General features: G+C 69.5%; 13 protein-coding genes and 1 tRNA gene. 10 read left to right on the top strand and 4 right to left on the bottom strand.

The annotated features are described in order from the left end of the window. The first annotated feature begins 125 nt into the window (after positions 1-125). The 3 genes from truB (at position 126) to pnp (ending at position 3,789) form a co-directional block, all read left to right on the top strand. The gene (gene truB / locus ACP93_RS03935) at positions 126-1,052 is read left to right on the top strand and encodes a tRNA pseudouridine(55) synthase TruB (RefSeq protein WP_048489476.1); all 927 of its coding nucleotides are present in this window, start codon (positions 126-128) and stop codon (positions 1,050-1,052) included. A gap of 203 nt (positions 1,053-1,255) precedes the next feature. Beyond that, positions 1,256-1,516: a 30S ribosomal protein S15 gene (rpsO, locus tag ACP93_RS03930; protein WP_003467392.1), complete on the top strand. Its 261-nt coding sequence runs from the start codon at positions 1,256-1,258 to the stop codon at positions 1,514-1,516. Between the two features lie 164 nt (positions 1,517-1,680). Next, positions 1,681-3,789, top strand: coding sequence for a polyribonucleotide nucleotidyltransferase (pnp, locus tag ACP93_RS03925; RefSeq protein ID WP_048489475.1), 2,109 nt, complete (start codon positions 1,681-1,683; stop codon positions 3,787-3,789). 364 nt (positions 3,790-4,153) lie between these two features. Here the strand turns inward: pnp and ACP93_RS03920 are convergent, their stop codons facing one another. Further along, positions 4,154-5,497 carry a sensor domain-containing phosphodiesterase gene (locus tag ACP93_RS03920; RefSeq protein WP_048489474.1) on the bottom strand — a complete coding sequence of 448 codons (1,344 nt, stop codon included), beginning with the start codon at positions 5,495-5,497 and terminating at the stop codon, positions 4,154-4,156. 103 nt (positions 5,498-5,600) lie between these two features. Beyond that, complete coding sequence (locus tag ACP93_RS03915; RefSeq protein WP_048489473.1) at positions 5,601-5,930, bottom strand: DUF3175 domain-containing protein; 330 nt, start codon at positions 5,928-5,930, stop codon at positions 5,601-5,603. 531 nt (positions 5,931-6,461) lie between these two features. Here ACP93_RS03915 and ACP93_RS03910 point away from each other — a divergent pair. From ACP93_RS03910 to ACP93_RS03890, 5 genes are all read left to right on the top strand, one after another. After that, positions 6,462-10,805 (top strand): DEAD/DEAH box helicase, encoded by a 4,344-nt coding sequence (locus tag ACP93_RS03910; RefSeq protein ID WP_048489472.1) that lies wholly within the window; start codon positions 6,462-6,464, stop codon positions 10,803-10,805. Positions 10,806-11,244: 439 nt separating this feature from the next. Then, entirely contained in the window at positions 11,245-12,912 is a 1,668-nt protein-coding gene (locus tag ACP93_RS03905) for a methyl-accepting chemotaxis protein (RefSeq protein WP_048489471.1), read from the top strand. An 81-nt stretch (positions 12,913-12,993) separates the two neighbouring features. Beyond that, positions 12,994-14,676: a methyl-accepting chemotaxis protein gene (locus tag ACP93_RS03900; protein WP_048489470.1), complete on the top strand. Its 1,683-nt coding sequence runs from the start codon at positions 12,994-12,996 to the stop codon at positions 14,674-14,676. Positions 14,677-14,687: 11 nt separating this feature from the next. Further along, complete coding sequence (locus tag ACP93_RS03895) at positions 14,688-15,209, top strand: chemotaxis protein CheW (protein ID WP_048489469.1); 522 nt, start codon at positions 14,688-14,690, stop codon at positions 15,207-15,209. Between the two features lie 84 nt (positions 15,210-15,293). Continuing rightward, complete coding sequence (locus ACP93_RS03890; RefSeq protein ID WP_048489468.1) at positions 15,294-15,476, top strand: hypothetical protein; 183 nt, start codon at positions 15,294-15,296, stop codon at positions 15,474-15,476. Positions 15,477-15,667: 191 nt separating this feature from the next. On the opposite strand, the gene ACP93_RS03885 is transcribed toward ACP93_RS03890, so the two are convergent. Beyond that, positions 15,668-15,743: transfer RNA gene (locus tag ACP93_RS03885), tRNA-Ala, on the bottom strand. A 230-nt stretch (positions 15,744-15,973) separates the two neighbouring features. Between ACP93_RS03885 and ACP93_RS03880 the strand changes: the two genes are divergently transcribed. Continuing rightward, positions 15,974-16,378, top strand: coding sequence for an H-NS histone family protein (locus ACP93_RS03880; RefSeq protein ID WP_010344215.1), 405 nt, complete (start codon positions 15,974-15,976; stop codon positions 16,376-16,378). Between the two features lie 103 nt (positions 16,379-16,481). Here the strand turns inward: ACP93_RS03880 and rnd are convergent, their stop codons facing one another. Further along, positions 16,482-17,567 carry a ribonuclease D gene (rnd, locus tag ACP93_RS03875; RefSeq protein ID WP_048489467.1) on the bottom strand — a complete coding sequence of 362 codons (1,086 nt, stop codon included), beginning with the start codon at positions 17,565-17,567 and terminating at the stop codon, positions 16,482-16,484. Between the two features lie 139 nt (positions 17,568-17,706). Between rnd and ACP93_RS03870 the strand changes: the two genes are divergently transcribed. Next, positions 17,707-19,572, top strand: a complete 1,866-nt coding sequence (locus tag ACP93_RS03870) for a formylglycine-generating enzyme family protein (RefSeq protein ID WP_048489466.1) — start codon at positions 17,707-17,709, stop codon at positions 19,570-19,572. Positions 19,573-19,608 lie beyond the last annotated feature (36 nt).

Raw genomic sequence — 19,608 nt, 5'->3', positions numbered from 1 at the left:
CTTCATCCGCAACCGGCCCGCTGTTGTGCGTGCCTTCGCTATCTGCCTGTGTCGCTCGCAAGCGCCCGGTAGATGCCGGATTCGCCAATCCCGAATCCCCAATCCCCAATTCCCGCCCGCATCCCATGCCCGTCTTCGGCCCGCGCCTGCCCCGCATCGTCTTCCGTCGCCTCGATGGCATCGTGCTGCTCGACAAGCCGATCGGCATGAGTTCCAACGCGGCGCTGCAGGCGGCGCGGCGGCTGTTCCGTGCGGAGAAGGGCGGCCACACCGGCAGCCTGGATCCACTCGCCACCGGGCTGCTGCCGCTGTGCTTCGGCGAGGCGACCAAGCTGGCCGGGCTGCTGCTCGGCTCAGCCAAGGCCTACGAAGCGGAGGTCGTGCTCGGCGTCACCACCGACAGCGACGATGCCGAGGGCGCCGTGCTGCGGACCCGGCCGGTGCCGGCGCTGGATGCGGCGGCGTTGGAGGCCGCGCTGGCACCATTGCGCGGGCGCATCCGCCAGCGCGCGCCGATCTACTCCGCGCTCAAGCAGGGCGGCGAGCCGCTGTACGTCAAGGCGCGCCGCGGCGAGGCGATCGAGGCACCTGAGCGCGAGGTCGAGGTGCACGCGATCGACGTGCTCGCCCACGCCGGCGACCGCCTGCGCCTGCACGTGGCTTGCGGGTCCGGCACCTACATCCGCAGCCTGGCCCGCGACCTGGGCGAAGCGCTGGGCTGCGGTGCGCACATCGTCGCGCTGCGGCGGCTGTGGGTGGAACCGTTCCGCAACCCGCAGATGGTCACCCTGGAGCAGCTGCAGCGCCTGGCCGCGCAGGATCCGGCGGCACTGGAGGCGCTGGTGCTGCCCCTGGCCGCGGGCCTGGCCGATTTCCCGCCGCTGCGCCTGGAGCCTGCTGCGGCGCAGCGCTTTCGCATGGGCCAGCGCCTGCGCGACCCGGCCTGGGCGCCCGGCCTGGCCGCGGTGTTCGACGCCGACGGCATCCCGCTGGGCCTGGGCCAGGTCGATGCCAGCGGGCTGCTGGCGCCGCAGCGCATGTTCAATCCGTGACCGCGATGCGGTCGCGCCGGGTGTTGCCTGACTGTCGTTCAGTCATGACGCTGTCTTAACACCTTGTTCCCCCGAGCCGAGGCCGGTACAATTTCGCGGCCTTTCCGGCACGCTGCGCTCCGGCGCAATCCTTCGCAATCGGCGAGCCAGGCGGTGCGTCCTCTGCACGTTCCTGCCGGCCCCGCATCTCAGAGAAAAATCCCATGTCCATCGACACCCAGAAAGTCATCGAAGAAAACAAGCGCGGCGCTGCCGACACCGGTTCGCCGGAAGTCCAGGTCGCCTTGCTGACCGCCCGCATCGAACTGCTGACCGGCCACTTCAAGACCCACAAGAAGGATCACCACAGCCGCCGCGGCCTGCTGCAGATGGTCAACCGCCGCCGCAGCCTGCTCGACTATCTGAAGAAGAAGGATGGCGAGCGCTACAAGGCGCTGATCGAGAAGCTCGGCCTGCGTCGCTGAGGCAACGAACCCCACCGCGGCGCAGCGATGCGCCGCGGTTTTGTTTTGGGTAGTACCGTGGCCCGGGGATCGCTCCGCGCCACCGGCCGGATCCTCCCGGCCACCCGCCAGCGGCATGGGCCGTCAGCGGTCCATTTGCAGACAGCATCATCCAAGGAAACCCCGTGGCAAAAATCACCAAAACCTTCCAGTACGGCAAGCACACCGTCACCCTCGAAACCGGCGAGATCGCCCGCCAGGCCGGCGGTGCCGTCATCGTCAAGATGGACGACACCGTACTGCTGGTCACCGCCGTCGCCGCCAAGAGCGCGCGCGAAGGTCAGGACTTCTTCCCGCTGACGGTCGACTATCAGGAGAAGTTCTACGCCGGCGGCCGCATCCCCGGCGGCTTCTTCAAGCGCGAGGGCCGTGCGACCGAGAAGGAGACGCTGATTTCGCGTCTGATCGACCGTCCGATCCGTCCGCTGTTCCCGGAGGATTACAAGAACGAAGTGCAGATCATCGCCACGGTGATGTCGATGAACCCGGACATCGACGGCGACATCGCCGCGCTGATCGGCGCCTCGGCCGCGCTGTCGCTGGCCGGCACCCCGTTCAACGGTCCGATCGGCGCCGCCAAGGTCGGCTACAAGAACGGCGAGTACATCCTCAACCCGACCGTGTCGGAGCTGAAGGACTCGCAGCTGGAGCTGGTCGTCGCCGGTACCGCCAACGCGGTGCTGATGGTCGAATCCGAAGCCGCGCTGCTGTCGGAAGACGTGATGCTGGGCGCGGTCACCTTCGGCCACCGCGAGATGCAGAAGGTCATCAACGTCATCAACGAGCTGACCGTCGAAGCCGGCACCAAGCCGTCCGAGTGGGTCGCCCCGGCCAAGAACGACGCCATGATCGCCGCGCTGAAGGAAGCCGTCGGCGAGCAGCTGGCCGCCGCTTTCCAGGTGCGCGACAAGCTGCAGCGCCGCGATGCGATCTCGGCGATCAAGAAGGACGTGCTGGCGCAGCTGGCGCCGCGCGCCGCCGCCGAGGGTTGGGTCGCTGCGGACCTGTCCAAGGAGTTCGGCGAGCTGGAATACCAGACCATGCGCGGTTCGGTGCTGAGCACCAAGGTGCGCATCGACGGCCGTGCGCTGGACACCGTGCGCCCGATCAGCGTGCAGGCCGGCGTGCTGCCGCGTACCCACGGCTCGGCGCTGTTCACCCGCGGCGAGACCCAGGCGATCGTGGTCACCACCCTGGGCACCGCCCGCGACGGCCAGGTGATCGACGCGGTCTCCGGCGAGTACAAGGAAAACTTCCTGTTCCACTACAACTTCCCCCCCTACTCGGTGGGCGAATGCGGCCGCTTCGGCGCGCCCAAGCGTCGCGAGATCGGCCACGGCCGCCTCGCCAAGCGCGGCGTGCTGGCGGTGATGCCGACCATGGAAGAGTTCCCGTACACCATCCGCGTGGTCTCGGAAATCACCGAATCCAACGGTTCCTCGTCGATGGCCTCGGTCTGCGGCTCGTCGCTGGCGCTGATGGACGCCGGCGTGCCGGTGAAGGCGCCGGTGGCCGGTATCGCCATGGGTCTGGTCAAGGAAGGCAACGACTTCGTGGTGCTGTCGGACATCCTGGGCGATGAAGATCACCTGGGCGACATGGACTTCAAGGTCGCCGGTACCGCCGAGGGCGTGTCCGCGCTGCAGATGGACATCAAGATCGAAGGCATCACCGAAGAGATCATGAAGCAGGCCCTGGCCCAGGCCAAGGCCGGCCGCCTGCACATCCTCGGCGAGATGGCCAGCGCGCTGACCACCCCGCGTTCGGAGCTGAGCGACTACGCGCCGCGCCTGCTGACGATCAAGATCCACCCGGACAAGATCCGCGAAGTGATCGGCAAGGGCGGTTCGACCATCCAGGCGATCACCAAGGAAACCGGCACCCAGATCGACATCCAGGACGACGGCACCATCGTCATCGCCTCGGTCAACGCGATCGCCGCGCAGGCCGCCAAGGCGCGCATCGAGCAGATCACCTCGGACGTCGAGCCGGGCCGCATCTACGAGGGCAAGGTCGCCAAGATCATGGACTTCGGCGCGTTCGTGACCATCCTGCCCGGCAAGGACGGCCTGGTGCACGTCTCGCAGATCTCCAGCGAGCGCGTGGAGAAGGTCGGCGACAAGCTGAAGGAAGGCGACGTGGTCAAGGTCAAGGTGCTGGAAGTCGACAAGCAGGGCCGCATCCGCCTGTCGATGAAGGCCGTGGAAGAAGGCGAGGGTGCGTCGGCCGAATAAGCCGCACGCTGCCAGCGTCGTCTCAGGAAAAAGCGGGCTTTTCGCCCGCTTTTTTCTTGCCTGGCGTTTGCGCAGGCGCGACGGGGTGTCAACGGTGACGTCCCGTCGCGGCTGAAGCCGCTCCTGCACAGGGTGACGGAGCGTTGGCCCGCGACTTAGCCGAGGCTGTCAGCGATCGCTGGAGCGCATCTGCAGGTGCGCTGACAGCGGCCCAGGGTCGGCGAGGGTGATGTCGCGCTGCCCGTAGCGCACGCTTTCGTAGGAGCGGCTTCAGCCGCGACCAGGCCGGGATGAGGATCTATGGCAATGCCTTGTCGGGGATGATGCCGAACAGGGACCAGTGCCGCGCCCGCGGTGGACGCACTCAGCCGACGCCGTCGCTGATCGCCGGATAGCGTGCCAGATGCGCCGACAGCGGCCCGGGGTGGGCGAGCTGGTAGCCCTGGCCGTAACGCGCGCCCAGCGCCTGCAGCGTCGCCAGTTCGCTCTCGGTCTCGATGCCTTCGACCACCACGTCGGCATTGGTTTCCGCGGCGAAGGACAGGATCGCCATCGCCAGCCGCTGCCGGCGCGGTTCGGCGTCGATGCCACGGGTCAGGGTCAGGTCCAGCTTGATGATGTCCGGCGCCAGGTGCAGCAGGTGGCGCAGGCTGGCGAAGCCGGTGCCGGCATCGTCCAGGGCGATGCGCAGGCCCTGCCGCTGCAGCAGGCCGATGTGCTCGGACAGGCGCGGATAGTCGGGCGCCTGCAATTGCTCGGTGATCTCCAGCACGATCCGCGACAGATCGTGGCCGTGCAGCAGCGCCTGCAGTTGCGGATGCAGCAGCGTCGGCGCGGACACGTTGATCGCCAGGTACAGCGGCGCCGGCAATTGCGCCAGCAGTTCCAGTGCCTTGCGCGCGGCGGCCAGTTCCAGCTCCAGTGCCAGCCCGACCCGGCTCGCGTCGTCGAACCAGCGCAGCGGCGGCAATGCCGGATTGGCCGGAAAGCGCGACAGCGCCTCCACGCCGACGATGCGCTGCGATGCCAGCGCCAGCACCGGCTGGGTCACGATCTGCAGGCGCGCATCGGCGATGGTCTCGCGGATGCGGGTGGCGATCGCGGCCTTCTCGCGGAACGCGTGTTTCTCCACGTCCTGGCGGCGCGCGACGTCGGTCTGCAGCGCGGCGCGGTCCATCGCCAGCGCCAGCGTCGCCCCGACCAGGGTCGCCAGCAGTTCCAGCGTGCGCACGTCCTGCGCGCTGTAGGCGTCGGGTTGCGGCGCCAGCACCTTGAGCACGCCGATGCTGCGGTCGCCGTAGCGCAGCGGCACCACCAGCATCGAGCGCAGGCCGATGCGGCGGCAGGCGTCGCGGTCGACCCGCGGATCGATTTCCGAATCGTCGCAACGCAGGACCTGTCCCGTCCGCATGCACAGCCCCGACAGGCTGCCGCTGCTGGGCAGGCGCAGGCCGAGATGGCGCTCGGCGACGCCACTGGCCGACCAGTACAGCATGTCCGTGCCGTCGCACATCTCCACCACCGCGCCGTTGGAGCGGGTCAGCTCCTGTGCGCGGCGGGTGACCACGTCCACCACTTGCAGCGGATCGCCGCCGGCCGCGGCGATCTCGCCCTGCGCCAGGATGATGCGCGACAGCAGCGCCGCGTCGTCCTGCGTCGCGGCGGTGGTGTGCTGGATGAGCTCCGAAGTGTCGGATGCCTTGGCCATGTCCGCATCATGTGGCAATGCGTCGGAGGACGGCAATCGGGTGGCATGCGCGTGGCGTAGGCAGCGTGCGGAACTGATCGCTCCATCACGCTGCGCGAGCGCCTTACGCTCTGTCGCCGGCGTCGCCCTTGCGCGGTTTGCCGTACAGGCTGCGCAACTCGTCCTTGGCCTGCTCCAGGATCTGGCGACGCTGCTCTGACAACTGATCGCCGGCGCGATTGATGTAGAAGGTCAGCATCGACATGGCCGAGCGATACGGACCGGTGCGACGGCGTGCGTGCAGGTCGGCCGACTGCTTGAGCGCACGTGCGATCGCGGCCGGATCGTGGCCTTCGAAGACGGTCGGCGCGACGCCGAGCGATTGCGGCGCGTCGCTGTTGCGGCGCTGGCTCAGATCGTTACTGGTGGTCAGGTACGGTCTGCTCTGTGCCATTGGTGATGCTCCTTGGCGATGGCGGGTGGAGAGGTGCAACGCATGCGCAGTCCGGCAATGCAGGACCCGGTGGCGGATGCCGCCGCCATCGCTGCCGCACGCCATGAGGCGACGGCAGGTCGACATCGAAGGGGACGGGCGGAGGCGACCCGAACGCGTGCCGCCGCGATCGCGTGCGCGGGGTGTGGAGCGTCCCGCGCGCGTGATGGGCGATGCCATTGTTCGCTGGTGTTGCCGTGCCGCATTCCGTTCCCAGAAACGAAGCTCGTGCGTGTTTCGCAAACGCTAGGCCGAGATACGTGATGCCGTCGACAACATAACCGCGCTGCGCGGCGCGAGTTGTAGACATTATGTGGATCGATGAACGCTTAATGGGAAAATCCCTAAAAAAGCGCTCGCGCGTGGATGCGCTTGATTACCTGGATAACGTCACCATTTTCATTGCCGAGGCGATGGCGCGAGACAGTCGCGTGGACAATGCGCACAGGTGGCATCGCCGGCGCGCCGCATGTCGGCGCTATAGGAGACCGCATGTCGTTGGCGCAAACGCGCTTCCATCCCGCCGTTGCCCGCTGGTTCGAACAGCGTTTCGCTGCGCCCACGCCGGCGCAGGCGGCGGCATGGCCGGCGATCCAAGCCGGACGGCATACGCTGGTCGCCGCACCGACCGGCTCCGGCAAGACCCTCACTGCATTTCTCGCCGCGCTGGACGCGCTGGTACGCGAAGGCCTGCGCGAAGATGGCCTGCAGGACCGCACCCAGGTGCTGTACGTCTCTCCACTGAAAGCGCTTTCAAACGATATCCAGCTCAATCTCGAGGCGCCGCTGCAGGGCATTCGCGCCGAACTGGCGGCACTGGGCCTGCCGGATGTGCAGATCCGCACCGCGGTGCGCACCGGCGACACGCCGCAGCGCGAGCGCGCGCAGGCGCGGCGGCGCCCGCCGCACGTGCTGGTGACCACCCCCGAGTCGTTGTACGTGCTGCTGGGGTCGGTGTCCGGACGCGAGACGCTGCGCCATGTGCGTACGGTGATCGTCGACGAGATCCATGCGCTGGCGGCGAACAAGCGCGGCAGCCATCTGGCGCTGTCGCTGCAGCGCCTGCAGCATCTGTGCGAGGTACCGCCGCTGCGCATCGGCCTGTCGGCGACGCAGAAGCCGATCGATGCGGTCGCGCGCTTCCTGGTCGGCAGCGCGGCGGTGCACGACGGCGAGGCGGATTGCGCCATCGTCGACATCGGCTATGCACGTGCCCGCGACCTGGCGCTGGAGGTGCCGCCGACGCCGCTCAGCGTGACCATGTCCGCCGACCAATGGCAGCAGGCCTATACGCGCCTGGCCGAGCTGGTGCGCGCGCACCGCACCACCCTGGTGTTCGTCAACACCCGGCGCATGGCCGAGCGCACCGCGCGGCATCTCGGCGAGCTGCTCGGCACGCAAGCGGTGGCGGCGCATCACGGCAGCCTGGCGCGCGAGACCCGGCTGCTCGCCGAGCGCCGGCTCAAGGCCGGCGAACTGCAGGTGCTGGTGGCCACCGCGTCGCTGGAACTGGGCCTGGACATCGGCGACGTCGACCTGGTCTGCCAGCTCGGCTCGCCGCGTTCGATCGCCGCGTTCCTGCAGCGGGCCGGCCGTTCCGGGCATGCGGTGGGCGGCACGCCGAAGGCGCGGCTGTTTCCGCAATCGCGCGACGACCTGGTCGAGTGCGCGGCCCTGCTGGATTGCGTGCGCCGCGGCGAACTGGATGCGCTGCGCATGCTCGATGCGCCGCTGGACGTGCTCGCCCAGCAGCTCGTCGCCGAGGTGGCCTGTCAGGAGTGGGAGGAGGACGCGCTGTACGCGCTGGTGCGTGGCGCCTGGCCGTATGCGGGATTGCCGCGCGCGCAGTTCGACGCGGTGCTGCGCATGCTCAGCGAAGGGTTCAGCACGCGGCTGGGGCCGCGCGCCGGCTACCTGCATCGCGATGCGGTACATCGCCGCGTGCGCCAGCGCCGCGGCGCGCGGATGGCGGCGCTCACCTCCGGCGGCACCATCCCCGAGACCGGCGACTACAGCGTGGTGCTGGAGCCGCAGGCGCAGACCATCGGCACGGTCAACGAGGATTTCGCGGTGGAAAGCCTGGGCGGCGACGTGTTCCAGCTCGGCAACGCCAGCTACCGCATCCTGCGCGTGGAAGCGGGGCGGGTGCGGGTGGAGGACGCGCGCGGTGCGCCGCCCAACATCCCGTTCTGGATCGGCGAAGCGCCCGGGCGCAGCGACGCCTTGTCGCTGGGCGTGTCGCGGCTGCGTGCCGAAGTCCAACAGGCGTTGGAGCAGGGCGGGGCGGCGCAGGCGTTGCAGTGGCTGTGCGGACCACTGGCGCTGGATGCCGCCGCCGCGCAGCAGATCGTCGATTACCTGGGCCGCGCGCATGCGGCGCTGGGCGCCTTGCCGACCCAGCAGTGCATCGTGCTGGAGCGCTTCTTCGACGCCACCGGCGGTACCCAGCTGGTGATCCACAGCGTCTACGGCAGCCGCATCAACCGCGCCTGGGGCCTGGCCCTGCGCAAGCGCTTCTGCCGCACCTTCAATTTCGAACTGCAGGCTGCCGCGACCGAGGATGCGATCGTACTGTCGCTGTCGACCCGGCACAGCTTCGCCCTGGACGAGGTGGCGCGTTACCTGCGCGCCGCCTCGGCGCTGGACGTGCTGGTGCAGGCACTGCTGGACGCGCCGCTGTTCGGCGTGCGCTGGCGCTGGAACGCCACCAATGCGCTGGCATTGCCGCGCTTCACCGGCGGCCGCAAGGTCGCGCCGCAACTGCAGCGGATGAAGTCCGAGGATCTGCTGGCCACGGTGTTCCCCGACCAGGTGGCCTGCGCGGAGAACCTGGTCGGCGAGCGCGAGATTCCCGAGCATCCGCTGGTGGCGCAGACCTTGCGCGACTGCCTGGACGAGGCGATGGACAGCGCAGGTTGGCTGCAACTGCTGCGCGGCATCGAGGCTGGCGAGGTGCGCGTGCTGGCGCGCGAACTGACAGCGCCCTCGCCGCTGGCGGCCGAGGCGCTGGACGCGCGGCCCTATGCCTTTCTCGACGACGCCCCGCTGGAGGAGCGGCGGACCCAGGCGGTGAATAGCCGCCGCTACCAGGATCCGGACAGCGCCGACGATCTGGGCCAGTTGGATCCGCAGGCGATCGCCGCCGTGCGCGAGGAGGCCTGGCCGCAGCCGCGCAGCCGCGACGAGATGCACGAGGCGCTGCTCACGCTCGGCGTGCTGAGCACGGACGAGGCCGCCGCGCAGCCGCAGTGGCGACAGTGGTTGGGCGAACTGGCCGCCGATGCGCGCGCCACCTGCCTGCATGGCGTCGACGGCGCCGCCGCAGCGCTGTGGGTAACGGCCGAAGCGCTGGCAGCGGTGGCGCCGCTGTACCCGCAGGCCAGCGCGCAGCCGGTGATCGCCGTGCCCGACGGCTACGCGGTGGCCGACTGGGAGCGCGACAGCGCGTTGCGCGAGTTGCTGCGCTGGCGCTTGGCCGGCCTGGGCCCGGTCACCGCCGAGGCGCTGGCAGCGCCGCTGCACCTGCCGCTGCGCGAGGTGCAAGCCGGGTTGCTGGCGCTGCAGCAGGACGGCTATGTGCTCGGCGGGCGGTTCAGCACCGACGCCGATGCCGAGGAATGGTGCGAGCGGCACCTGCTGGCGCGCATCCACCGCTACACCCTCGGCCGCCTGCGTCGCGAGATCGAGCCAGTGGCGCCGCGCGACTACGCCCGCTTCCTGTTCCGTTGGCAGCACCTGGATGCGCAGGGCCAGGTGGAGGGCGCCGAGGCGCTGGCCGGGGTACTGGCGCAACTGGAAGGTGTCGAGGCCGCGGCGCCGTTGTGGGAGGCGGAGCTGTTGCCGGCACGTGTACGCGACTACCGCCCGGCCTGGCTGGACGATGCCTGCAGCGCCGGACGCACGCTGTGGACGCGGCTGCGCCCCGGCGCCGGTGGCGCCGCGCCGACGTTGCGCAGTACGCCGATCCTGCTGCTGCCGCGGCGCAACGCCGGACAGTGGTCGCGGCTGTCGCCGCCTCCGGAAGCCGATGCGCTGGGCTCGCGCGCGCGCAAGGTCGCCGACCATCTCGCCACGCACGGCGCTTCGTTCTTCGATGAGATCGCCGAGGCCACCCGGCTGCTGTCCACCGAACTGGAGACGGCGCTGGCCGAGCTGGTCGCCGCTGGCCGGGTCCATTGCGACAGCTACGCCGGCCTGCGCGCACTGCTGGTGCCGCCATCGAAGCGACCGTCGGCGCTGTCGCGGCGACGGCCGCGCATGGCGTTGTACGGCGGCATCCAGGACGCCGGGCGCTGGACGCTGTTGCGGGCCGGCGCCGAGGCCGACGACCCCACCGCGCGCAGCGAGGCGGTCGAGCACGTCGCGCGGACCCTGCTGCGCCGCTACGGCGTGGTCTGCTGGCGCCTGCTCGAGCGCGAGGCGGCGTGGTTGCCACCGTGGCGCGAGTTGCTGCGGGTCTACCAGCGCCTGGAGGCGCGCGGCGAGATCCGCGGCGGGCGCTTCATCGACGGCCTGTCCGGCGAACAGTTCGCCTTGCCGGAGGCGATCGGCCTGCTGCGGCAACTGCGCCGCCAGCCCGGCGACGGCAGTTGGGTGTGCGTGGCCGCCGCCGACCCGGCCAATCTGCTCGGCAGCGTGCTGCCCGGCACGCGCGTGCCGCGGGTGGCAGGCGCGCGCGTGCTGTATCGGGATGGCGTGCCGATGGCGAGCTGGGTCGGCGAGCGCTTCGAGCCGCTGCAGGACATGAATGCCGAGGAGCTCGCGCGTGCGCAGCGACTGTTGCGCGGCGGCACTGCGGCGGAACGGCGAACGGTCGCGGCGCTTTCGATGGTGTGAAGGCACGGGGCCATGCACGCGCTCGCGCATGGCACCGGCGGGTATATCGGCGCTGCTTTCACGTTCTGTCTACAAATTAAAGGGGTTGGCATCCCACTTCGCTTTCGATGCAAAACCGCGCGCATCTGCCATTGCAGAACAACTGCGGCATCCGCGCCACAAGCGCCGATAAAGCGTCTTCACACGCGCCAAGTGCTGCAGTGCAACGCCTGTTGCGCATTCATGCAGCGCCGAGGCAATGCGCGCGATATGCAGGATTCTGCAGTTTTCAAGCGATTTAAAGGCGCCGTCAATGGCGCCGATAGCCCTCACGCACAGACGTTGCGGCGCAGCGTTCTCGCTCGCAACGGAGCGAATGTGTCCACTCCGCGAGGCACTGCGGAAGACGGCCGGAGGCGCTGCCTGGCGCAACCGGACACACACAGAATCGGGGTACACCATGTTGGGCAATATGAAAATCGGGGTCAGGCTGACGGCGGCATTCCTGATCGTGGCGGCGATCGGCGCATGCATCGGCTGGGTCGGCATCCGCAACTCGGGCCGGATCAATGACTACGCCACGGCGCTGTACGAGCGCGAGTTGCTCGGCCTGTCGCACCTGAAAGAGGCCAACATCAATCTGATCAACGCCGGCCGTGCGCGCGCCAACCTGCAGTTGGCCAGCACGGCGGAAGATCGCGCCAAGCATGTGGCCAGCCTCGACAAGTACACCGCCAAGGTGGTCGAGCACATGGACAAGGCCAGGACCTCGTTCGACGACCCGGACACGCTGGCCAAGCTGGCCCGCTTCGACCAGGTGTGGAAGACCTATCTGGAGCGGCGCGGCCAGTTCGTCGACTCGGTGATGCGCGAGCCGCTGCCGGAAGGCAATGCGCAGCTGGCGGAACTGTCGAAGGGCGTGCGCAGCAGTTCCGACGAACTGGATGCGCTGATGTCGGAGCTGAGCGAAACCAAGGAGACCAATGCCGCGCTGGCCAACGATGCCACCGACGCGATCTACGCCAGCAGCACCCGCACCATGCTGGCCATCGTGATCGGCGGCGTGCTGCTCGGCGTGGGCCTGGGCGTGTTCATCAGCCGCAGCGTGACCCGGCCGATCGGCAAGGCGGTCAACGTGGCCAATGCGCTGTCCGAGGGCGATCTGAGCATGTCGATCGACGTGCGTGGCCGCGACGAGACCGCACAGTTGCTCCAGGCGATGCAGCGCATGGTCGCCAAGCTGCAGCAGGTGGTCGGCGAGGTCAATGCCAGTGCGCAGAGCCTGGCCGGCGCGTCGGAGGAAGTCAGCGCCACTGCGCAGTCGTTGAGCCAGGCCTCGACCGAGCAGGCCGCCGGCGTGGAGGAGACCAGCGCCTCGCTGGAGCAGATGACCGCCTCGATCGCGCAGAACACCGACAACGCCAAGATCACCGACGGCATGGCCGCGCAGGCGGCCCGCGAGACCCTGGAAGGCGGCGAGGCCGTGGTGGCCACGGTGGCGGCGATGAAGCAGATCGCACACAAGATCGGCATCATCGACGACATCGCCTACCAGACCAACCTGCTGGCCTTGAACGCGGCGATCGAGGCCGCGCGTGCCGGCGAGCACGGCAAGGGCTTTGCTGTCGTGGCGGCGGAAGTGCGCAAGCTGGCCGAGCGCAGTCAGGTGGCCGCGCAGGAGATCGGCGAGGTCGCCGGCTCCAGCGTGGAACTGGCCGAACGCGCCGGTCAGCTGCTGGAAACCATCGTGCCCAGCATCAAGAAGACCTCGGACCTGGTGCAGGAAATCGCCGCCGCCTCGCAGGAACAGTCGTCCGGCGTCACCCAGATCAATGCGGCGGTGGTGCAACTGAGCCAGATCACCCAGCAGAACGCGACCGCCTCCGAAGAGCTGGCGGCCACCGCCGAATCGATGAGCACGCAGGCCGTGCAGTTGCAGGACAGCATGGCCTTCTTCCAGTTGTCCGCCGCCACGCGCCGCGCCGCGCAGATGCCGGATGAGGGCGAGGCGGCGCTGTCGCTGCGTGCCGCCGGCTCGCGCTGGGCGACGCGTGCGCCGTCCAACGCCGCGCGCCGTCCCGGCGCAGGCAATCGCGACCGCAGCGACGCGCTGCTGGGCCGCGCCTGATCCATTCCCTGGCGGCGCCGGTCGCGCCGCCAGTTCCGTGTCGCTGTCGTTGTCACAACTGCCCCATGTCGGGAGAGTGCCGTGCTGAAGAATCTCAAGATCGCAACCAAACTCTACGGTGGCTTCGCCGTGGTCCTGTGCATCCTGCTGGCGTTGGCCGGCGTCGCCTACTTCAACGTGTCCGCGTTGTCGCAGGCCAACTACTGGAACACCCACACCTACAAGGTGATCGCCGAAGTCGATGCCGCGCTCAGCAGCCTGATCAACATCGAGACCGGCACGCGCGGCTTCTCGCTGACCGGCGAGGACGCGTTCCTGCAGCCCTACCGCGACGGCGTCGCCAGCTTCGACAGCCACCTGCGCACGGCGCAGGAGCTGACCGCCGACAATCCCAAGCAGCAGGAGCGCCTGAACGCGCTGAAGCAGACCCAGGCGCAATGGCTCAGCCAGGCGGTGCATCCGCAGATCGCGCTGCGCAAGAACGTCAACGACGGCCAGGCGACGATGGAGGCGCTGGCCGCATCGGTGCGTGCCTCCAAGGGCAAGGCCTACATGGACGCGATGCGCGACCGCATGGCCGAAGTGCGCCGCGCCGAGAGCGAACTGCTGGCCGTGCGTGCCGCCGAGGCCGAGCAACTGCAGCAGCGCACCAACCTCACCCTGATCGTCGGCAGCCTGGTTGCGGCGCTGTGCGCGTCGCTGATCGGCTTCCTGATCGCGCGCTCGCTGATGAGCGAACTCGGCGGCGAGCCGAGCACGGTGATGGAAGTGGCCTCGCGGATCGCGCGTGGCGATCTCACCGTGCAGGTGCCGACCCGGCCCAACGACAGCACCAGCGCGATGGTGGCGCTGCAGGCGATGGTCGAGCGGCTGGCGGAGGTGGTGGGCGAGGTCAACGCCAGCGCGCAATCGCTGGCCGGCTCCTCGGAAGAAGTCAGCGCCACCGCGCAATCGCTGAGCCAGGCCGCCACCGAGCAGGCCTCCGGCGTCGAGGAGACCAGCGCCTCGCTGGAACAGATGACCGCGTCCATCGCGCAGAACACCGACAACGCCAAGGTCACCGAGGGCATGTCGGCGCAGGCGGCCAAGGAGGCGGTGGAGGGCGGCGAAGCGGTGCTGGCCTCGACCCATGCGATGAAGCAGATCGCACAGAAGATCGGCATCATCGACGACATCGCCTACCAGACCAACCTGCTGGCGCTGAACGCGGCGATCGAAGCCGCGCGCGCGGGCGAGCACGGCAAGGGCTTCGCGGTGGTGGCGGCGGAAGTGCGCAAGCTGGCCGAGCGCAGCCAGGTGGCGGCACAGGAGATCGGCGAAGTCGCCGCCAGCAGCGTGGGCCTGGCCGATCGCGCCGGCAACCTGCTCGGTACCATCGTGCCGAGCATCAAGAAAACCTCGGATCTGGTGCAGGAGATCGCTTCGGCCTCGCAGGAGCAGTCCTCCGGCGTCACCCAGATCAACCTGGCAGTGGCCCAGCTCAGCCAGGCCACGCAGCAGAACGCGGCGGCCTCCGAGCAGCTGGCGGCGACCGCCGAGCAGATGAGCACCCAGGCCGAATCGCTGCAGCAGGCGATGGGCTTCTTCCGCCTCAACCGCGAACAGGATCTGGCCGCGCCACGCCGTGCTGCGCCGGTGGCGCCCAGGGCGGCGGCCACGCGCCCGCTGCGCAACGCCGGCAAGGCCTTGCGCCCGCGTGCGCGCCAGGTGCCGGCCTACGCGCTGGCGGATGCGCCGGACGAAGGCCAGTTCGTCAACTTCTGAAGGGGAAGATCATGCACAACGATCGCTACGAGACCGCGGCCGGGGACGCGCCGCAGAGTGGCTGCCAGTTCCTGACCTTCCAGCTGGATCGCGAACTGTTCGGGCTCAACATCGCCGGCATTCACGAGATCATCGAGTACCGCACGCCGACCCCGGTGCCGACCATGCCGGCCTGCGTGCGCGGGGTGATCAACCTGCGTGGCGCGGTGGTGCCGGTGGTGGATCTGCAGTCGCGGCTCGGCCGCGGGCCCAGTGAGGTCACCCGGCGCAGCTGCATCGTCATCGCCACTGCCGCCACCGACGAGGGCGGCGGCACGCAGTCCTTCGGCCTGCTGGTGGATGCGGTCAACGAGGTGCTGGAACTGCCACCACAGCAGATCGAGGCACCGCCGGCCTTCGGCAGCGACATCCGCCGGGATCTGTTGCAGGGCATGGGCAAGCTCGAGGATCGGCTGGTGATCCTGCTCGACCGCGCGCGGCTGCTGCGCAGCGACGACATCGCCGAGGCCGGCGCGCCGGCGCTGGCGGCGTGACGCACGACACGCCGTGATCCTTGCATCACGGCGGCCTCGCTAGGGTGGCGACAAACGGGCATCCGCCCCAGCGAGGTGCAGACCATGGCAAAAGACGAGACCACCCAGTCGGGCAAGCAGCAGGGCATCCACGAGGGCCGGCAGGACCGTGCCCAGGACGACACCGCCAAGCAGCGGCCCGGCCTGGAAGACCAGAAGCTGCGCGAGGCGCACGAGCGCGGCCCGCGCTCCGGCCAGGGCGAGGCCGCGCAGGACGACCACGACTGAGCGATGCGGCGGCGGGAACGGAGTGCATTCGCTACCCGTTCCGTCAGGGCGACGGCCAAGGACTGCACAGCGCGCCAGCGGATGGCGCACCCCACGCGATCGAACGCGGCCGGGCGCAGGATCGGCCAACAAAAAAGGCCAGAGAGCCTGGTGGCTGTCTGACCTCGTTTGCACCGTCGAAGACGGCAAGATGGTGGAGCGGAAGGGGATCGAACCCTCGACCTTCGCATTGCGAACGCGACGCTCTCCCAGCTGAGCTACCGCCCCACATCAGACGCGTAGTGTAAAGGGCACGGGGCCGCGTGCCAAGGGGGCAGTGCAACATCGGCGGCGCTGGGGCAGGGGGCCGGCCGGGCCGGGAAACGTGCTCGCCTTTTGTCTACAGCGCTCGCATGGAGTCGATATACTCGACGGCCGAAATCCCCCCGCAGTGATTTCGTTCCGGACGAAATATACCGTCCGCTTCACACCTTTGACTCAAGACAGGTCTTTTACACATGACGGAAGTTCGCAACTTGCAACAGATCGCCGAAGCCAAGGCCAAGCTGCAGGAAGAAATGCGCAAGCTGGAGGAGCAGGAGCGGCAGGCGCGCGAGGGCGAAACCAATGCGGCGCATGCCAACGTGCTGTCGCTGCTGGAGCAGTTCGCCGAGTTCTTCAGCGCCAAGCAGCGCAACGAGATCGCCGCCTACGTGACCAGCGCGGCGCCCAAGCCGGCCAGCAGCAAGTCCGCCGGCGGCCGCAGCGAGGTCAAGCCGAAGTACCAGTTGCCGCACACCGGCGAAACCTGGTCCGGCCGCGGTCGCACGCCGAAGGCGTTCGCCGCCTGGGAAGGCACCGCCGCCTACAACGAATGGAAGGCGCGCCATCCGGATCTGAAGTTCCCGCTCTTCAAGTACTGAGCGAACGAAAAAAGGCCAGGAATTCCTGGCCTTTTTTATACCCGACCGTTTACTCGATCGCGCTGCGAGTATGAGGCGGCGCGATCGGCCGGGCCGGGCCCGCTCAGCGCGCGCTGGCGAGCAACGGCTGCAGCCGCTGCTCCAGTTCGCGCCGACGCCAGCCCGCCAGCGGCGTCGGCCATTGCGCGCTTTCCAGCAGGGCTTCCAGGTGCTTGCGCGAGGCCAGCAGGCCATCGGGCAGGCCGAGTTCGGCGCTGCGTGCGGCCACCGCGTCCTGCAGCCGTTTCAGCGCGGCCTTGTTGTCGTCGCTGGCGGCCAGCGCCTGCGGCGCGTCGGCTTCGTCGGCCAGTGGGGTGGTCAGCGCCTGCCACACCGCATCGCTGAGCTTGCGCGGCGCTTTGGGGTGTTTATCGAACAGTGCCAGCATGGCCGGTTGGTCCTGCGGCGGGAAGCGCGCCAGGGTGGCGGCCAGTTCGTTGTCCAGGATCCAGCTGCGCGGTTTGTCGCTGTGCCGGGCCTGGGCGTCGCGCCAGCGCAACAGGCGCAGCAGGCGCAGTTGCGCGGGGCGGTCCATGAACTGTGCCGAGCGCATGCCCATGTGCGGCCAGCGCTCGCCGTCGTCGTGCTCGACGGTGCCGAGCAGGCGCTCGCCGTCCTCGTGCAGCCAGTCGACGCGCTCCAGGGTCTGCAACCGCGCCTGCAGATCGTCGTGCAGCGCGAACAGATGGCGCACGTCGTCGGCGGCGTATTCCAACTGCGCCGGCGACAGCGGGCGGCGCAGCCAGTCCGAGCGGGTCTCGCCCTTGGCCAGGTGCACGCCGGTGATCTCCAGCACCAGCTTCTGGTAGCCCATGCCGGCGCCGAGCCCGGCCAGGCCGGCGGCGATCTGGGTGTCGAACAGCGGCCGCGGCAGGGTGCCGCAGGCGCACTTGAAGGCGACCAGGTCTTCGCTGGCGCTGTGCATGATCTTGAGGATGCCCGGATCGCTCAGCCACGGCGCCAGCGCCTGCGGCATGCCCGGGATCAGCGGGTCGATCAGCAGGATTTCATCGCCCACCGCCATCTGCACCAGCGCCAGTTGCGGCCAGTAGGTCCGTTCGCGGACGAATTCGGTATCCAGGCCGATGCGGGTCGGCCGCTGCGCCAGCCGTTCGCTCAGCTCGGCGGGTTGCTTGATCCAATAAGGCACGTGATTTCCGTTGACTGCAGGGTTTGCTCAGGCAGGCGAGAATAGCCTAACGTCGCTCCGCCGGCCGCACGGCGTGCCGGGTGGGGCGGCGTCGCCAGGACCATGGTTCGGAGGAAAAGTGCGCAGCAGCGGCGTTGTGATGGTCTGGAGCATGTATGCGGCGGTGCTGGTCGGCTGCGCGCGGCAGCCGCCGGCGCCGGTCGCCGATCACGCACCTGCGACCGCCGCTGCCACGGTGCCGGCGCGGTCGACACCGGCCAGGCCGGTGCAGGCACCCAGCGTGACCATCGGTGGCGAGGACGCGGCCGAGACCGTGGCGCGCTGGCAGCCGCCGTTGCCGACCTTGACCCGCAGCGGCCTGCCGCAGGCGCGGCGCCAGGCGGCGCACGCGCTCGCCGAGGATCGCCTGTTCGAGGATGCGCAATCGGCGATTCCGCTGTACCTGGCGATCCGCAGCCTGGCGCCGAACGATCGCGTCGCCCAGGACGGCCTGCGCAAGGCGCGGCGGCGGTTGTTGCAGCTCGGCGCGCAGGCGCTGGGCGATCCGGAGCGATCCGAGCGCACGCTCGAGCAGGCCACGCGCATCGCCATGGTGGCGCTGTGGCTGGACGCCGACGATCCGGCAGTGCGGCGCCTGCAGCAGCAGGTGGAGACTGCGTCGCGGGTGCTGGCCTACAACCGCGCTGGCGAGGACGACCTGCGCGGCGGCCGCCTGGGCGAGGACGGCAACGGCGCGCTGGCCAATTTCCGTGAGGCGTTGCTGCTGGATACGGACGATGCGCGCGCGCGGCAGGGCGTGGCAGCGGTGGAGAGCGCGCTGATCCGTCGCGCCGAGACGGCCGCAGCGGCCTCGGATTTCGCCGCCGCCGGCAGCTGGTTGGCGCGTGCGGCGCGCGTGCGCGAGGACGCGGCCACGGTGCGCGACGCGCGGGCGCGCGTGGAGCAGGTGCGCGTGGCGCGCATCGCCGCCTTGCGCGATGCCGGGTTGCGCGATCTGGCCACGCCGGCCGGATTGAAGTCGGCGCGCGAGCGCCTGGGCGACGTGCTGCGCATCGCCGACCCCGGCGATCCGGTGGCGGCGATGCTGCGCGAACGCATCGACCTGGCCACCCACTACGGCAGCTTCCGCCCTGGTCAGGTGTTCACCGACGGCATGCACGACGGCGGGCGCGGCCCGCAGATGATGGTGGTGCCGCACGGCGGCTTCCGCATGGGTGCGGCCGAGACCGAACCCGGGGCCTCGCCGGCGGAAATGCCGCAGCACTACGTGCGCTTCGACCGCGGTTTCGCCATGTCGATCACCGAGGTCACCGTGGCCGAGTTCCGCCGCTTCGTGGAGGCCACCAATGCGCGTCCGCGCGCCACCCGGCGCGGCCATTCCACCGTCTACGACGAGCGCAGCGGCAACTTCGTGCGCCGCAACGGCGTGGACTGGCAGTCCGACTACCAGGGCGCGCGGGCGGCGCCGAACAGCCCGGTGATGCACGTCAGCGTGCGCGACGCCGAAGCTTACGCGGCCTGGCTGTCGCAGCAGACCGGGCGCCACTACCGGCTGCCCAGCGAGGCCGAGTTCGAATACGCCCTGCGCGCCGGCGGCCGCGGCCGCTATCCCTGGGGCAATGCCGGCACGCCGCCGCGCGGCAGCGGCAACTTCACCGGCGGCGGCGACGTCTCGCCCCGCGGCCGGCACTGGCGCAACGCCTTCGTCGGCTACACCGACGGATTCTGGGGGCCGGCCCCGGTGGCCAGTTTTTCCGCCAATGCCTGGGGCCTGCACGACATGGCCGGCAACCTCAGCGAGTGGGTCGCCGACTGCTGGCATGCCAGCTACCGCCGCGCGCCGGCCGACGGCGCGGCCTGGTACAACCCGGGCTGCCGCTCGCGTGTCGTGCGCGGTGGCAACTGGGCCAATGCGCCGGAGCAAACGCGCGCGGCCTGGCGGCTGATGCAGGATTCGGACAGTACCAGTGCGCGCGTCGGCTTCCGCCTGGTGCGCGGCATTTGACGCCGTCGCGCCGGTGCCGGCGCTAGATTGGCGCAC

It is taken from the genome of Xanthomonas sp. NCPPB 1128 (assembly GCF_001043115.1).
GTDB lineage: Bacteria > Pseudomonadota > Gammaproteobacteria > Xanthomonadales > Xanthomonadaceae > Xanthomonas_A.
The sequence above is the reverse complement of the archived record's forward strand: the minus strand, read 5'-3'. Positions and strand labels throughout refer to the sequence as shown.